Source organism: Haloferax chudinovii (assembly GCF_042663345.1).
GTDB classification, from domain to species: Archaea; Halobacteriota; Halobacteria; order Halobacteriales; family Haloferacaceae; genus Haloferax; species Haloferax chudinovii.
This window is the reverse complement of the sequence record NZ_JBHTAB010000003.1, coordinates 207,446-224,108: the sequence shown is the minus strand read 5'-3', so window position 1 is coordinate 224,108 and position 16,663 is coordinate 207,446. Positions and strand designations below refer to the sequence as shown.

Here is a 16,663-nt window from a genome sequence, read left to right as displayed (position 1 = left end):
AGGAAACCCTGTCGTTCACGGCGGGGAGGATGTCATCGCAGGTACCCGAGGTCAGTGAGCTGTTCCGCTATCTCTTGGAACTCGGCCTCCGAGAGGTCGCCGCCGGAGCGCTCGTGCTGGATGACGATACTGCGCAGGAGGAATCGAACGAGATCGCTCGTGCTCGAGAAGGTGGTTCCCTCGATGGTGTCGTCGACGCGAGCGGCCAACTCCTTCGGGATCGAGACCGTCGTGTACTCGGTCATGGCTCGACCGTGGCACCCGGCGAGGTTAACCCCAACGGTGGCGACCGCGACCGCTCGTCCGGTCTCCCGGCGCTCACCGGCGATATCACCGAAGGTCGGGGGTTTTTCCATGCGGGACATCCTATACACGTTCGATGGCCGCGAGACCGCCGCAAAACGATACGTCGGAGCCGAACTCAATCGAATTCGGTATCGCCGCGCTCGCCGATGACGTCGACACCGCAGACATCGACTACCCGGCAGACGCAAGCGAGATCGTGCGAGCACTCGACGACGTCGCCGTGCCGATTGACGCCGCGGGCAATACGGTCGCGATCAGCGACGCCCTCGCCGCCGCGCCGAAAGACCGATTCGACTCCCGCCGCGACCTCCTGGAGACACTCCACCCGGTGTTCGAGGAGTTCCGCGCCAAAGCGTCGAAGAGCCTGATGGGTCGGCTTCGTTCCCTCGTCCCGTTCTAACGGCGGCCTCGGTCGAATCCCCGGTCTCGACGGCCGGCGCGACCCGGCGCTCACTCCAGTTCTTCGATGCGCTTCATCTGCTCGCGATGCAACGACAAGATGAGGTCCGACAGCACGCCGAACATCAGTAGCTGCACCCCGAAGAGGATTCCCGCCATGGAAACGACGGCGATGACCTCGTGGGAGACCGAGCGAACGACCCACTCGTAAGCGACGTAGAGAGCGAGACCGACTCCGGTCGCAGTCGACGCGAACCCAACGCTTCCGAAGTAGAACAGAGGGTTGTTGGTCTTGGCGCGGCGGTACAGTTCGAGAAAGATGATACCGCCGTCGCGGATCGGGTCGAGGTTCGTGTCCGACCCATCGGGCCGCGGGTAGTAGGTCGTGGGGACAACCGTCGTCTCGATACCACGCTTCGCGCACTCGACGGCCATCTCTGTCTCGATGCCGAAGCCGTCGGAGGTGAGCGTCATGTCGAGAAACGACTCGCGAGTGAACGCCCGGTAGCCGCTGAGGATATCACGGAAGTCCTGACCGTGAATGAACGCGAATGCCCGGTTGATGATGCGGTTTCCGACCCTGTTGAGCCGCGTCATCGCGCCCGGCCGCATGTCAGCAAAGCGGTCGCCGATGACGTGGTCGTACCCCTCGGTGAGTGGTTCGAGCATCTTGGCGGCGTCCGTCGCTTCGTAGGTTCCGTCGCCGTCGAGCATCAGGACGTACTCGGCTGTGACGTAGTCCTCGATGGCTTCTCTGACTGCTTGGCCTTTCCCCGACCCCGACTGGACGACGACATGAGCGCCGGCGTCTTCGGCAATCTCACGCGTTCCGTCCGTCGAACCGCCGTCGATGACGAGGACGTTTGTGAATCCCTCGTCCCGGTAGTCTGAGACGACGTCAGCGACAGTTTCCGCCTCGTTGTAGGTGGGGACGAGGATACAGACGGCGTCGGGGGTGGGCATTGTTACTGTGGTGGTTGAGGACTTCTCAAAAGGGTTTTCTCTTTAGCTGATTGAGTCGCTAAGCCCCCTTCCTCAAGGAGCGACCGAAGAGAGTGAGAAGGAGGGCATACAGCGTTCACGAGAGCAAAGCTCTCGTGGGCGAACGAGACGCCCTGCGTCTCGTCAACGCCGCACAGTTCTCAAACATGTTCGACGCTCTGCCCACAGGCCAACGTTTCACGATAACTATTATGCGTGTATCGTGCATACTGTGCATTACGGTGAAACGGAAGACAATCACTATTCGCGAGGACCAAAATGCATGGATTGAGGACCAACATCTCAATCTCTCGTCGTTCGTCCGCGAGCAGTTGGACGAGTTAATCGAGGAACGAGAGTAACGGATGTACTACGCCTACAAGTACCGTCTCAAGCCGTCCGACGCCCACCGCGAGAAGTTGGACCGCCACCGAGACATTTGTAGGCAACTGTACAACCACACGCTCTACCGCCTCAGCGAGTACCAAGGCGAACACGGTGAACTGCCGTCCATGACCACGCTTCGGTCGGAACTGCCCGAGCTCAAGAAGTGGTGGGACGGCCTCTCGGACGTGTACTCGAAGGTTCTTCAAACCGTCGTGGAACGCCTGTTCGACAACCTCAAAGGACTCTCCAAACTCAAGGAGAACGGCTACGGCGTCGGCCAACTCAAGTGGAAGCCGCCACGGGAGTTCCGCAGTTTCACGTACAGTCAGTCTGGCTTCAAGCTCGACAAGAAGGGCGGTCAGACTATCCTGTCACTCTCGAAACTCTCGGATATACCGATCCGTCTTCACCGGGCCATCCCCGACGACGCCACCGTGAAGCAGGTCACAGTCAAGAAGGAACCGACGGGCGAGTGGTTCGCTACGTTCGGCGTGGAAATGGACTGTGAGCCGCCCGAACCGCCTGAGAATCCCAAGAAGTGTGTCGGTATCGACGTAGGAATTCTCAAGTACGCCCACGACACCGACGGCACTGCGGTCGGGTCGCTCAACCTCTCCGACGAGCGCGAACGGTTGGAGCGCGAGCAACGGAAGCTATCGCGCAAACAGCACGGGTCGAACAACTACGAAACGCAACGGCGGCGAGTCGCGGAGTGTCACGCCGACCTTCGGCGGAAACGTCGTGACTTTTTGCACAAGCTCTCGGCGTACTACGCTCGAGAGTATGACCTCATGGCTGTCGAAGACCTGAATGTGAAGGGGATGATGGAGTCTCCGTCGAACAGTCGAAACACGGCGTCTGCCGCGTGGCAGACGTTCCTCTCGTTGCTCGAATACAAGTGTAAGCGGGAGGGGACGCACTTCGTGGCGGTCAACCCGAGAGGGACGACTAAGGAATGCGCGGCGTGCGGTGTCTCGACGGAGAAGCCGTTGTGGGTGCGTGAACACTCCTGTCCCGCCTGCGGGTTTGAGGCGGACAGGGACGCGAACGCGGGGTGGAATATTCTTTCTCGCGGCCTCGAAGACGTAGGAGTGGGATACTCCGAATCAACGTCCCCAGAAATCGATGATTTCTGGTGCGCGAACGAACCGCTCCGCGATTCGTTAACGCCTGTGGAGACTGCGCTCCCTGTGGATACACCCGTATCTGCAAAGCGCGTCGTGGAAGCAGGAAGCCCTACCCTCAAGCGCGAGCCGTCAGGCGAGCGGTAGGGTGGGGTAGTTCACTATCAAGGGCACGGCTTAGTCGCGAACCTGACGAGTCATTCTCTGTCGAGCGTGCTACGCTGTGGCAGTTGACGCTGTGTGAGATGACGCCGCCAATAACGTAGTATTCTCACGACCATGGGAACCCCTGTTTCATTTCCAAACTGTGTCTGTTTGTGTCTCCTCGTCCACTGGGTTCAGTCAGGGAGGTTTCCTACGAGTGCTTCTCACGTGGGCAGTTATCGATCCATGACTACCGCCAATATGCCGTGTGTGGGTCGCAACTATAGTAGAATCTGGAAGTCTTTGCGGGTCCACCAGCCGGAAACGGTCGTATCACGCCGACTCTCAGTAATACAGAGACAACTGTGAGTAGGGCACCGTCTAGTTAAGGGATGAACAGGTCGAAGAGCTAGTTTCCTATGCTGCTCAAAGACCTGCTCAGCGAGAGTTTGGACACAGCTACGCTTGAATGTTGGCAGCGCGAGCGGACGGCGACGCCCGTCAGGGCGTTCGCCGTCCGGCTCCATGCTGCCGGTCTTTCACTCAGAGAGACAGAAGCGATTCTCCAGCTACTCGGCGTGGAACGCTCGTTTCAAGCAGTTTTTCAGTGGGTACATCGACTGTCTGACAGCGTTTCAGACCCGCCGAAGGCGACGCCGAGGCGGGTCGCAGTCGACGAGACCGCTGTCAAAATCAATGGGAAGTGGTCTTGGTTGTACGCTGCAATAGACCTTGACACAAAAGTGATTCTTGACGTTGCGCTGTTCAAGCGTCATGGAACTGATCCAGCAGCTGCATTTCTCCACGGAGTCTGTGAGAAACACGACTGTTCAGAGACGGTGTTTCTGGCTGATGCCTTCGGATATCGGACTGCCTTCTCTCGATTAAGGTTGAACGGTCGGGTCGACTACACAGACCGAAACCTGATTGAAAAGTGGTTTCAGACGTTCAAAATGAGAGTCGACCGTTTCCACAATTCATGGGTGGGCAGTCGGCTGAGCGTCCGCCAGTGGCTTGCAATGTTCGTTCACTACTATAACTATCAGCGACCGCATCAATCGCTCGACGGACGACCGCCAGCTCAAGAGGTTAACTAGACAGTGCCGTGAGTAGATACTTCTGGAGATTACTATAGTTGGTTAAAACCAGGCGTCGATGATGGCGTGATCCGAGAGGCCGTGCAGCCCCAACGAGAGCAGAGCAACATTTGACAGAGTTTCATCGAAAACCTATCAAGTGCCTCAACCAAGTCAGTTCGTCATCGAAATTTCTGCTCTGCTGAATAGCGACGTCCGAACTGGGATGAATCAACAGCGATTGTGGGACCACGATGCTCACCCGCTCACAAGCCGATTCACATTCTGATCGTCTGTCTACTCACCGCTATTCAACAGAGCAGAAATTTCCACTCTTGAATCCAATCTCTCGACAGTGCGTTATTTCGATCGGCAGATCCACGTCAGTTCGGAACAATTTATCAAAAGATAAATCCACAAACAGAGTAGCGATACGAGGTCGTAGTCAGCGAAACCGCCACACCCTTCTGGGGCAGCAACTTCGTCTTAATCACCGACAGCACCTTAGTGACGTGATTACTTTTGTCCTGAAACGGGGATCTTCAGGATAGCCCATCGCTGATTCCCCGATTTATTTCCAAGTTCTAACAGTTCATAACCGACGCCGTCTAATGTTTCTCCAGATCCAGATAAGAGAAACTACAAGTGATGAAAGATCCGTACTGAATCTCTAGAAAAAGTATCGATGTCCAATCAGAGGTCTACTAAGGTGTTGGCCACCGTCTCATGGAGCGTTAAAGGATAACCAAAGGACTGTCACCGAAGAACCACCCAAATTGAATATGGATGTGGTTGATATCACGGTAACCAGTGGCTAATTCCAATATCTCGGCTATGTTTGAATTCATCAACGCGACTACGCCAATACTCACACTATGAAGACGGAAGAACTCGGACAAGAATTCGCAGAGAATCCATTTCTCTTCGCGGGGTATCGTGGACTTTTTGCCAATGAAAATGATGAAGTAGTTCCTGAGGAGAACACCCTCCCGTTTCTCCGTACGGTACTGTTTCTACCGGCTATTTTTGGGTATCTCATTTACCAAAGAGTGACAACATCGTTGACTAGCGATACCTTCTCACCCTCTCAATACGGCCACATTATTTCGATTACGTCAACGAGTGAGTACCGTTCGTACACCCTAGTTGAGGTCGCCAAAGAACTCGAAGCAAAGGGAGAGGATGTTCTGTTTTTGTGCTCGCCAAGCGGTGAAGGAAGAATCGACGAATGGCGCGGGATCGCTGAAACAGTCTCCCACAAACAACTCCACGGAACAATCAGCCTACGAACGCTTTTCAATATCCCAATTAAAAGTTTCAGAGACACATACTACTTGTGGACAGAACTCTCAACGGAAAATATCGATAGGCGTACTTTTGTCTTTGTGTTCAACCTAATCATACTAGAGTACGTTAAATACCACAGTATTGAGCCAGTGACGCTTGGAGAACCGAAGATACATACATTGAAACCGATGCCTTACTTTCTTGAATCGACAAGCAAAGAGAACGTCTACGTGTATCAACACGGAACGCAGGTTGCCTACCCCGAACAAACGTGGCCGGGGATCGAAGATGGACAGCGAGATATCGACCTCAAGGCATCGGTTCCGTACTACGTTCCCCTTACGTACTTCGTCTGGGGTGACGCGTGGAAAGAGAACTTCAAACGACTCGCTCATCCAGACTCTACTGTCGTTGTAACCGGTAGCCCTTGGTACGACAGCCTAGCTTCGATGAACCAACAAGAGAGTTCGAAAGACATCGACGTTCTGTTTATCAGCCAATCACATGCCGTACTCGAATCGAAACTCACACAGTATGAGAAAATGGTCGAGATGCTCGTAGCGATCTGCGCCGAGCGCGATCTCGAACTCGCAGTAAAACTTCATCCCCGCGAAAGTGTCGAATGGTACGAAGATCGGGGGATAGCGAACTACGTCTGTGAATTCGACGACATTGATACGGCACTGGTTCGATCGAAGGTCGCAGTGACCGACACGTCGACAGCATTCATAGAGGCGAACGTTTTTGGCACACCAAGCGTCGTTGTCGATATATCAGAACGAGGGTTACAAGAGATCGGCCCCACTAAGAACGTCTACTTCTCTCAGTCATTACGCGGACTGGAAGACGATTTATTGGACGCATTAGAATCACGCCCGGTAGAAACAGAGAATGGAAGAGAGTTAGTTCGCGTCGGAGATTCGGTGTCTCGCCTTCTGCAGTGCATTGGTTGAACCCACATACAGACGGTACAGTTGATGATCTCTCATATTGGAGGTCAATTCACTCCTTCAAGAATTGGATTGTAGTAGTTTGATTCAGGAGAGTACCCTCACCAATTAAATTAGTTTGGGCTAGTGCGACGGTAGTGTTTAGTTTGGGGCATTGAACCACGCGGCAAATGCTTGGAGCCAATTTTCGGCAGTTTGGGGCTCAACGTGGCTGAAACAGTTCGAGAACGAAGATGTATGGCGCTTGAGTTCTCGAAAAATTCGTTCGATGGCGTTCCGATTTCCATGTCGCGTAGTTTGAAATCGGAGACTAGCTCTGGCCAGTGCAGTGTGGAGATGTTGAGCGCCATCGACGAGAAACACGGCAGATTCGACATCGTGTTTCTGGCGGAGTTCTCGCAGGAAAATCTCAGTTAATGCGGTTGTTGTCGTCGAAAAGAGTCGGAAATGGAGCAACTCGTTTATGTCAGGATTAACTAAACATAACCAGCGCGACGACCGAACCATTCCATATTCAGAGAACATTTGCCTCTTAGATTTTTAAGCCTGGGTAGGGACTATTACCTATGGAATGTCATTTGGATAACGTCTTATTGATAATTTTTGACACATTGAGGGCAGACTATCTGTCGTGTATCAACAGCGACGCAGAGAAGGAAACACCGAACCTAGATTCATTTGCGGAAGATAGTGTTCTCTTTAAGCAAGCCTTTGCGACAGCCCCAGAAAGTGCATCATCACATGCAACAATGTTCACAGGGCTGTATCCAAGTAACCACGGAGTCGCTTGTGATACTCCACAACCCCCGTTACGGGATGATGTGCCCACCGTTGCGGAGTGGTTAGGAAAGCACGGTTTCGATACGTACGCTATTCCGGGGCCAGCAAAAGCAGGGTCAGATTATGGTTACGATCGAGGATTTGACGAATTTGTCGAATTCTACGATGAACTTGAACTGTTATTCACATTTGACGGACTAAAGGAATGCATTTTAGATCCGCGAATCGGACGCCATACACTAAGGGCAATAACTAATGGTCCAGACAACTATGGGCGGTTGAAGTTTGAATATGCGCTTGATGCGATGTCTGATGAACTTGACCAGCCATTTTTTTTGATGATGAATCTCACTGGGTGCCACTCACCATACCGAGCACCGAGACCCTTCATGGAAGAGGCGACGTCGAAACTCTCACGCTCTAAATACCAGTTTATAGAAAAGATCCGACAAGAACTCGGGCAGGGAGTAGGAAGGTTTGACGACTCAGATGTCGATCTTGAGAAGATTTGGAATTTCAGCGACAGTATCGACCGTTATCTCGCAGATTCCAACTGGTTAAATAAGAACGAAATAGAGATCTGGAAGAGATGGTACACAGCAGAGTTAGCATACTTAGACGAACAGTTTGGTTGGTTTATCGAAGAATTCAAAAAGCTGGATGTTGCTGACGATACAGCCATTATCTTCACTGCGGACCATGGAGAACTCCTTGGAGAACACGGCTTAGTGTACCACAATAATTTTTTGTTCGATGAGCTCTTACACGTACCGCTAATTGTCTCGGGCAAGGGAATACGATCGGAAGTGAGGAATGATCTGTGCTCACTTGTCGATTTATTTCCGACAATCTGTGATTTGACTGACGTAGAGTCTCCGTCGTTACTTGACGGAGAATCAATCTTCGACAGTGATGAGCGTTCCTACGTATTTGGGGAAATTGGTGAACGAGACATTAGTCTGAACTACAATAAGGAATATATGAGTCCGGAGCGGAAAGAATACTTTGACGCCGGAAAAAAATGTATCCGAGACCACAAGACGAAATATATATACTATTCTAACGGTGAACGAGAACTCTACGACCTATCTGAGGGAGAGACACTGATCGACGAAGAAAATCCTGCGGAGTATCACAAAGAACTTCTTTCAACTCTGGGTGAAGAGTTCCAGAGACCCAGTGAAGAATCGGTCGAATTAAAGGAATCAACCATCAGTCATTTGCAGAATCTTGGATACAGGTAACGAAATAAGACCGAAACAGCGTTTCACATCGATAGCCCAAAACTTTCGGATATGGAAACGCACGTTAAGATATTCAACCAGTCTGATAGAAACAGGCATCATACTCAGACAGTCTCAAGGAACATTTTCATTGACTAGTTCAGAAACTTTAGAAGCTTTTTCAGCTACTTCGTCATTTTTCTCTCGTTCCACCCCATCAAGTGCACGGCATATTATTTCATTTGTATCTTTGGAAAGATTAAATGGATTGTAAACGGGCTGGTTCAGATCCAAATGTTCAAGTAAACCCTGTATCTTATGCGTGTTTCCGCCAAACAGAACTAGTGTTGCACCACCTCTCGCGGCGAATATACTAGGATGCCATCGACCACCTACATACGCAGAGGCATTTCCGATGAGGTCGATAGCGGCTTTGTATGATGCATCCACTGGAACCAATGGAATATCATGTGACTTGCTAATCTGCTGTAAAAACTGTTCGTCAGCGCGGGCTGAGCTCGTTAGAATAACTTGTGTTGCTTGATCAAGCTGTTCGACGATATCTCCGATATCTTCACTGGGGTCAAACGAGGGTTTGAGATTGAACGCCGAACTGCCACCGACTGCTACATATGGGTCGCTTGGGTCAAGATCAATTTCTGGGTCGCCCAAGGTAGGAATCGCTCCACTAGAGATTGCATTAATTACATCCCGCCGGTTTCGGGTCGGTTCGAAGAGAAATGCCGCATCAGCTGAAAGTACAGATTGAACCTCAACCTTGTCAGGAAAATGACGAAGAGACACAGGTTCGCGGAAGGCGACAGTATCAAACTTTGGATAAGCTTTTTTTGCGATGTGTTCGACGACCGGGTCGTCCAGTTCGACTGAGTGATTGACTAGGTGGGTTGGCTTCCCCAACTCCGAAGAGAGGTAGCCGATGTAGAGCAAAAAGCGTGCCTGTCGTTGGCACCCGTGGATACTACCTTCTCCATTTATCACAACGTGGTCAACAGCAGTAATTCGATCAACGAGTTCTTTGTGCCGTTTACCACTAACTGCTTTCTTGACAATCGAATCGAGTTCTGATGCCGTTGTCGGAATGTTATCAAACCACTCTTGCGGAAACATAACTCTGCCACGATTGTGAGACGTCCTGAATCCGCGATTAATTCCAAAGATTCCCAAACGGTACACCGACCGAAAAACAGTCACCAGATTCGGGATCCGAATCCTTGGACGTGAGTTTGATATCTCATCTAGGAAAATCGTATCAGATATTGTATAATTTGACTTTTTCAAAGCACTTCTCAGTGCTGCGGTAGTCGCCTGAGAACCCCAATTTTCTTCACGAGAAGTGTCTGATACGAAAAGTACATCCATACCCTGGAATCACCATACAGCAATAAAAACTATTTTGTTACGTAGGTCGGTCAGGGGTTAATATCTCGTTATTTAATCCCTTCGCTCATTAAATCGTGAATATGGAGGATTCCGTCGAATTTGCCATCGCGCTCAACCACGAGTTGTGTGATACTCCGATCTTCTAGAAGTTGCAACGCAGTCACGACAGAGTCGGATGGACTAACCGAAATTGGGTCACTCGTCATGACTTCCCCAGCAGTCGTATCGTGGAAGTCGAAACCAGTCTCAATGAGTCGACGAAGGTCACCGTCGGTGATTACACCCTCAACTCCACCGTTTTTGTCGGTGATGACTGCGATTCCTTTGCCACCCTCACTCATCTTATAAATTGTCTCGACAAGAGAGTGAGATTCCGAGACCGAGTCAATGTCGTCACTCATCACATCTTCGACGGTGAGGAGCAGTCGTTTCCCGATAGTGCCTCCAGGGTGGAAATTCGCAAACTGTTCCTCGTCGAAGTTACTGAGGCACATGACTATGTTGGCGATGGCGTCTCCAATTGCCATCGTTACCGTCGTACTCGTCATCGGAACGAGGTCAACGAACGCACCCTCTTCATCCACTTTCGTGTCGATATGAACGTCTGCCAACTGGCCTAACTCGGACTCTGGATCCGACGTGATTGCGATGGTCGTCGCCTCAAACGAGTTCGCAAAGTATGCCAAATCGACGACTTCAGACGTGTTCCCACTGTTCGAAATCAGAATAACGACGTCATCCTCGGAGATAACTGCCAAGTCACCGTGTTGTGCTTCTACAGGGTGGATAAAGAACGATGGCTGACCAATACTGGTCAATGTTGATGTGATTTTCTTCGAGATATCACCAGACTTCCCAATACCGGTCACAATGACGCGGCCACCACTATCGTGAATGACATTAGCAGCGCCCACAATGTCCGAAAGGGAGTCAGAGTCAGCGAGTTTCGTTAACGCGGTACTTTGGGTACGAAGCGTCTCAACAACGAGTCGTTCCATTTCAGTTTTTGACTTGCTCATCGATGGCTTTGACTGCCCGAAGCGTTTTCTCGGCATCCTCGAGTGGAATCTGGGTCGCCGAGTCACTTTTCGCCGATTCTGGTTCTGGATGTGCTTCCATGAACAGTCCGGCAATACCGACTGCTGTCGCGGCCCGTGCAAGTGGGAAAGCGAACTCTCTGTTCCCTCCAGTTGAGTCTCCACGGGAACCCGGCCGTTGGACTGAGTGTGTAGCGTCGAAGACGACCGGCTGACCAGTCTGTTTCATCACTTCGAGGTTTCGCATGTCTGCGACGAGGTTGTTGTATCCAAACATCGCACCGCGTTCACAGAGCATCACGTCCTCGTTCCCCTTTGATTTGGCTTTCTCAACAACGTTGGTCATCCCTTCGGCTGAGAGGAACTGCCCCTTTTTGATGTTGAGCGGAACGCCCGTTCGTGCTGCTTCGACGATCAGGTCCGTCTGCCGACATAAAAATGCAGGAATTTGAATCACGTCGACGACTTCAGACACCGGTTGTGCCTGTTCTGATGTGTGAATGTCGGTCAATACAGGGACGTCAAGTTCTGACCGAACACTATCGAGGATTTCCAATCCCTTTTCCAGACCAGGCCCTCTGTACGATTCGACAGAGCTTCGGTTCGCCTTGTCGAACGAGGATTTGAACACGTACCCGATTCCCAATTCGTTTGTTATTCTTTTGAGTTCCCGGCCAACTTCAAGCGCAATCTCTTCTGATTCCAGTGCACACGGGCCACCAATCAAGACCAGCGGATCGTCATTCGAGGCAGTGAAATCACCAATATCAATTTTCATCGACTTATCTCAAAGATATTTTTCCACGCGTTGAATATCTTCCGGGACATTCACTTCTGCACCAAGGTATTCGACTTCCACGGTCTGAACGTCGTAACCATTCTCCAACAAACGGAGTTGTTCAAGATCTTCTTGAGATTCGAGAGAGGACTCCAGTTCTGTGTACGTGAGGAGCTGCTGTTTAGTAAATGCGTACAGTCCAACGTGCTTCCACGCTTCGTCGACGGTTGCACGTGATGGGATTTTTGACCGTGAGAAGAAGAGTGCACGACCTGAGCAATCGACGACGACTTTCACGGTGTTCTCATTTGTTAGTTCTGACTCTGACTCGATAGCCGTAATGGGCGTCGCAATGCCAACCGGGTTCGACCGGAGTGCCTCAACCGTTGCATCGATGACTTGGGGAGAAATAAGTGGTTCGTCACCCTGAATATTGACGACAATCCCTGCATCCACGTTCGCGGCAACTTCTCTGACGCGATCAGTCCCGCTTCCGTGGTCTGAGGAAGTCATCCTCGCAGACCCACCAAACGATTCCACAGCCTCTACAATTCGGTTATCATCGGTAGCGACCACAATTTGGTCGATCGAATCTGCTTTCTGCACCTGTTCGTACACGCGCTGAATCATCCGTTTTCCACCAACCTTTACAAGAGGCTTTCCTGGGAAACGAGTAGAGGCATATCGCGCAGGGATAACACCAAGTACAGGAGTATCGTCTACTCTGAGCGTGTCTAATAGCTCACGCACTGCACCGTCACCACCGTTTGCAGTCGTAACGATATCAGCGAGTTCCCTAACCTCTGAGACTGCATCAGCAGGCGCTGCAGAGATACCCGCTTGATCCATCGCCCCCACGTCACCTTGTTCATCGGTCATAAAGACGACGTCATCAAGAGAGATTCCAAATTCGTCAGCCAACTCAGAGATCTTAGATTCCTTGTCACTCACACCTTGGACGACGGTTTTAACACCAAGTTCACTTGCACGTTGTTCTAATAATTCAGAACTTCGACCGGTGAGAAACGCAATATCACCACCGGAGGAAATCCATTGGCTTATTCCATAGCCGTCTTTGACGTCGAAAGATTTGAAAATTTCACCTGATTGACCAATATTGATTCTTCCATCGGTGAGGACACCGTCAACATCGAGTACAACGAGTCGGTTCATTGTGAACCAGTCCAAACTCGGATCGTGAAAATGTATCGGTCAAACAATGTAGTTCTCCAGTATAGTCACAGAGAGAGTAACCAGTGATACAGAACCGATTAATCTAAATGGATCTAAATAACTAGTTTGGTTAGTATAGTACTTCTGAACCTGGTCAATTTATTCCAGGTTCGCGCAACGAATCTATTATTGACTGTGATTTAGAATGGGTAGAGTTTTTATCTCGGCGGCGGCCACGGACATACTATGCAGATACTCGTGACAGGAGGTTCAGGATTTATTGGCAGCCATTTGGCTGAATACTTCGTCAACGAAGGTCACGATGTGGTCGCTCTCGATGTTTTGGACCCCTTCTACAATCTCGAACTTAAGAGACAGAACCGCAAGGTGGCTGAGCGTAGTGCTGAACAGACGAACGGAAGCTACACGTTCATCGAAGGGAGTGTCCTAGATACTGACCTCGTTGGAAAATTGGTATCAGATACCGATGCTATCTTTCACCAAGCAGCGCAGGCAGGCGTTCGAACTAGTGTGAGAAACCCAACAAAGGTACACGAGATAAACGTTACAGGAACGATGAACTTGCTCGAAGCCGCACGGGATACGGAACTCACTCGGTTTGTCAACGCAAGTTCGTCGTCTGTATACGGGAAGCCGAAGGCGTTGCCGTACGATGAGGAACACCCGACAGAGCCAGTTAGCCCATACGGGGCTTCGAAATTAGCAGCGGAACACTACACGAGAGTTTATCACGAAGTGTACGGAGTTCCAACGGTCTCACTCCGCTATTTCACAGTCTATGGGCCACGGATGCGACCAAACATGGCGTTCACAAATTTTGTATCTCGATGCATTCATGGAGAACCACCGATAATTTTCGGCGACGGGTCACAGACGCGGGACTTCACCTACGTAGAAGATATTGTCGACGCCAATGCACGTCTGTTGGAATTAGACAACGCCGATGGAATCGTCCTTAACATAGGCAGCGGCGACCGAATCACGATCAACGAACTCGCCAAGTTCATTCGAGACGAGATTAACCCCGACATCGACATCAGATACGAAAGTTCGCGAGATGGGGATACAAGACACACCCACGCCGATATTAGAAAGGCGAACGAACTCCTTGGATACGAACCAACCGTCTCAATCAAAGAAGGGGCACGCCTGTTCGCGGACTGGTATCGAAACAACGTTGATTGGTACGACGCGCTCGTTCGACAGTCTTAATCAGTGGGTTCGAAACCACGTGTCTGAGTCAGAACTCATCAACGAATATATCATCAGAATAAACCCATTCCGGATTAAGAGTCAGGACGACGATACACCGTATTCACCACAAGATAAACCACGTCGGGACCGATATTCTGCACCACGATGAGCAACAACGGGCTGAGTATCCTTCATTTAGTAACTTCGGAAGAGATTTTCTTTCAATACCAGATAGATGTCTTAGAAGAGAAGGGAGTTGAGTGTACGGTTCTTCCGGTTCCTGGTCAGGATCAAATAGACGGAGATATGGGGGTGAAACGGGGTCTCAAAGAGTATCTGCAGTACTTTCCGAAAGTAAGACGACAACTCCGTCGAGGAGGGTTTGACCTCATTCACGCGAACTATGGGTTAACAGCACCATTTGCAGTCACGCAATTTAGCCTTCCGGTCGTCCTAACCCTGTGGGGTTCGGACGTAATCGGGTTCGACGGATTCGTGACGAAGACGTGTGCTTGGCGGTGTGATGCTGTGACTGTCCGAAGTAAAGAGATGCGCGATCTGCTGGGTCGGAACGATGCACACATTATCCCAAGCGGAATCGATATGGAGCGGTTTCACCAAATCGACAGAGAAGAAGCCCGAAAGCGGGTGGGGTGGGATATCGACGGGATATATATTTTGTTTCCGTACTCACCAGAGTATAAACGAAAAAATTACCCACTTGCACAGTCAGTCGTCGAAGATTGCCAAAACGAATTTAGCAGAGAGATACAGCTTCAAACTATTTCTGGAATCCCACACAACGAAGTCGTATACTATCTCAATGCTGCCAACGCAGTACTGGTCACGTCAGACCATGAGGGGTCACCGAACACTGTCAAAGAGGCACTCGCGTGTAACGTCCCCGTCGTGTCCACAGATGTCGGTGATGTGAGAGAACGGTTAGACGGGGTGACCCCGTCAGGAGTTGGAACGACGAAAAAAGAGCTCGTCCACTTGTTGCGAACGGTTCTTGAATCCGGAGCACGATCGAATGGTCGTGAGAACGTGAGAGAAGTGAGTTGGGACCGGATTGGGGACCAATTAATCGAGATCTATAGACGTGTCCTCAACTAACGGGTAGAGTGAAACAACCCATTCGTCTCTGGCTATCGGGTTCGTCGCACAGTTCTCACCCCCCGAGTTTGGTAGTCACTGAAACCACATACATGGAAGCACTTACCTAAGGTCAGTTGGAATCGGAGAAGTAGCGGTTACACTTCAAAGAGATGTACTCACTTTCGCAAATTCGGAAAGGGATCAAGTGGGGTCTCGAAAGTCCGTCACTCGTGTTTCGAGAAGCGAATCGTATTTATTACGGTGTTCGAAAAGGGTTCGACTACAATCACGATGGAACATCTGTCCTTGACGAAGATTGGGACACTCTAATCATTCTCGACGCCTGCAGGTACGATATGTTCTGCGAGGAGAGCACCTTCTCGGGACCAATCGAAAAGCGAGAATCTCGAGGGTCGCACACATCTCAGTTCATTCGCGGGAATTTCGACGGACGGACACTCCACGATGTCGTGTACACGAACGGCTCACCGCAACTCGAAAAGCGCCGTGACGAGATTGATGCCGAATTTCACGCGGTGAGTAACGTATGGAACTCTAATCGATGGAATGATGACTTAGGGACTATTCCTCCAGAAGACATGACCGATGCGGCGATTGAGGCCCATCAGGACTATCCAAACAAACGCCACATCGTCCACTACATGCAACCACATTACCCATTCTTTGAATCGGACATTAACAGGGGAACGAACTGGAAAGAACGTGGGAAATTTGATCTCTGGGACCAACTGATTCGTGGTCGGTACGAGGTGTCACCGGACAAAGTCTGGGAAGCGTACCGAGATACACTCAGGAGAGCACTTCCAGCAGTACAGGAGTTGTTAGATGAAATTGACGGTCGAGTTGTCGTTACCTCTGACCATGGAAACATGATTGGTGAACGAGCATCGCCGATTCCGATCAAGGAGTGGGGACATCCAATAGGGATATACACGGACGAGCTCGTGACTGTTCCTTGGAACGTCCACGACGATGGGACACGGAGGAAAATCAAGGCTGAGAGACCTCAATCTTCCGAGAGTTCCGTAGAAGATACAGTCGTCACTGACAGACTTCAAGACCTTGGATACGTTTGAACCAAGGCGATGTCTGCTTGTTTCTGCACGGACATTCGTTGAACATCGGTTCGTCTTGACGACTTATTTGCCGTCACATCCATGTGGACAAGTAAGAAGCTGTAAGGGCTACCCGATACGTACTGACGACTCACGAGGCGAGCCAAAACTAATGGATAAACTGCGCCGAGTAATGGAAATTGTTCATCGACACGGTGTGAGAGCACT

General features: G+C 50.7%; 14 protein-coding genes and 1 pseudogene. 8 read left to right on the top strand and 7 right to left on the bottom strand.

Annotated features, from left to right (window positions below; genetic code table 11):
• Positions 1–32: 32 nt before the first annotated feature.
• Positions 33–245 carry a ribbon-helix-helix domain-containing protein gene (locus ACFQI8_RS08635; RefSeq protein ID WP_004063282.1) on the bottom strand — a complete coding sequence of 71 codons (213 nt, stop codon included), beginning with the start codon at positions 243–245 and terminating at the stop codon, positions 33–35.
• Between the two features lie 134 nt (positions 246–379).
• Between ACFQI8_RS08635 and ACFQI8_RS08630 the strand changes: the two genes are divergently transcribed.
• Complete coding sequence (locus ACFQI8_RS08630) at positions 380–706, top strand: DUF5789 family protein (protein ID WP_007273686.1); 327 nt, start codon at positions 380–382, stop codon at positions 704–706.
• A 50-nt stretch (positions 707–756) separates the two neighbouring features.
• Here ACFQI8_RS08630 and aglJ read toward each other — a convergent pair whose 3' ends face one another.
• Entirely contained in the window at positions 757–1,668 is a 912-nt protein-coding gene (aglJ, locus tag ACFQI8_RS08625) for an S-layer glycoprotein N-glycosyltransferase AglJ (RefSeq protein WP_390243957.1), read from the bottom strand.
• Positions 1,669–2,051: 383 nt separating this feature from the next.
• On the opposite strand from aglJ, the gene ACFQI8_RS08620 reads away from it, so the two are divergent.
• The 3 genes from ACFQI8_RS08620 to ACFQI8_RS08610 all read left to right on the top strand — a co-directional run bounded on the left by ACFQI8_RS08620 (position 2,052) and on the right by ACFQI8_RS08610 (position 6,657).
• Positions 2,052–3,344 (top strand): RNA-guided endonuclease InsQ/TnpB family protein, encoded by a 1,293-nt coding sequence (locus tag ACFQI8_RS08620; RefSeq protein ID WP_390243956.1) that lies wholly within the window; start codon positions 2,052–2,054, stop codon positions 3,342–3,344.
• A gap of 416 nt (positions 3,345–3,760) precedes the next feature.
• Positions 3,761–4,438, top strand: a complete 678-nt coding sequence (locus tag ACFQI8_RS08615) for an IS6 family transposase (protein ID WP_390243955.1) — start codon at positions 3,761–3,763, stop codon at positions 4,436–4,438.
• A gap of 854 nt (positions 4,439–5,292) precedes the next feature.
• Positions 5,293–6,657, top strand: a complete 1,365-nt coding sequence (locus tag ACFQI8_RS08610; protein ID WP_390243954.1) for a glycosyltransferase family protein — start codon at positions 5,293–5,295, stop codon at positions 6,655–6,657.
• A 138-nt stretch (positions 6,658–6,795) separates the two neighbouring features.
• Here ACFQI8_RS08610 and ACFQI8_RS08605 read toward each other — a convergent pair.
• A pseudogene (locus ACFQI8_RS08605) lies at positions 6,796–7,143 on the bottom strand (IS6 family transposase); the annotation flags it as partial.
• Positions 7,144–7,220: 77 nt separating this feature from the next.
• Between ACFQI8_RS08605 and ACFQI8_RS08600 the strand changes: the two are divergent.
• The gene (locus ACFQI8_RS08600) at positions 7,221–8,678 is read left to right on the top strand and encodes a sulfatase family protein (RefSeq protein ID WP_390243953.1); all 1,458 of its coding nucleotides are present in this window, start codon (positions 7,221–7,223) and stop codon (positions 8,676–8,678) included.
• Between the two features lie 114 nt (positions 8,679–8,792).
• On the opposite strand, the gene ACFQI8_RS08595 is transcribed toward ACFQI8_RS08600, so the two are convergent.
• The 4 genes from ACFQI8_RS08595 to kdsB form a co-directional block, all read right to left on the bottom strand.
• Positions 8,793–10,037, bottom strand: coding sequence for a polysaccharide pyruvyl transferase family protein (locus tag ACFQI8_RS08595; RefSeq protein WP_390243952.1), 1,245 nt, complete (start codon positions 10,035–10,037; stop codon positions 8,793–8,795).
• A 68-nt stretch (positions 10,038–10,105) separates the two neighbouring features.
• Positions 10,106–11,077: a KpsF/GutQ family sugar-phosphate isomerase gene (locus ACFQI8_RS08590; protein ID WP_390243951.1), complete on the bottom strand. Its 972-nt coding sequence runs from the start codon at positions 11,075–11,077 to the stop codon at positions 10,106–10,108.
• Positions 11,058–11,873: a 3-deoxy-8-phosphooctulonate synthase gene (gene kdsA, locus ACFQI8_RS08585; protein WP_390243950.1), complete on the bottom strand. Its 816-nt coding sequence runs from the start codon at positions 11,871–11,873 to the stop codon at positions 11,058–11,060. The genes ACFQI8_RS08590 and kdsA overlap by 20 nt, the downstream gene beginning before the upstream one ends.
• A gap of 9 nt (positions 11,874–11,882) precedes the next feature.
• Positions 11,883–13,046 carry a 3-deoxy-manno-octulosonate cytidylyltransferase gene (kdsB, locus tag ACFQI8_RS08580; RefSeq protein WP_390243949.1) on the bottom strand — a complete coding sequence of 388 codons (1,164 nt, stop codon included), beginning with the start codon at positions 13,044–13,046 and terminating at the stop codon, positions 11,883–11,885.
• Positions 13,047–13,292: 246 nt separating this feature from the next.
• On the opposite strand from kdsB, the gene ACFQI8_RS08575 reads away from it, so the two are divergent.
• From ACFQI8_RS08575 to ACFQI8_RS08565, 3 genes are all read left to right on the top strand, one after another.
• A complete protein-coding gene (locus ACFQI8_RS08575; RefSeq protein WP_390243948.1) occupies positions 13,293–14,279 on the top strand; it encodes an SDR family oxidoreductase in 987 nt (328 codons plus the stop codon).
• A gap of 147 nt (positions 14,280–14,426) precedes the next feature.
• Positions 14,427–15,377 carry a glycosyltransferase gene (locus ACFQI8_RS08570; RefSeq protein ID WP_390243947.1) on the top strand — a complete coding sequence of 317 codons (951 nt, stop codon included), beginning with the start codon at positions 14,427–14,429 and terminating at the stop codon, positions 15,375–15,377.
• A gap of 338 nt (positions 15,378–15,715) precedes the next feature.
• A complete protein-coding gene (locus tag ACFQI8_RS08565) occupies positions 15,716–16,456 on the top strand; it encodes an alkaline phosphatase family protein (protein WP_390243946.1) in 741 nt (246 codons plus the stop codon).
• The last annotated feature ends 207 nt before the right edge of the window (positions 16,457–16,663 follow it).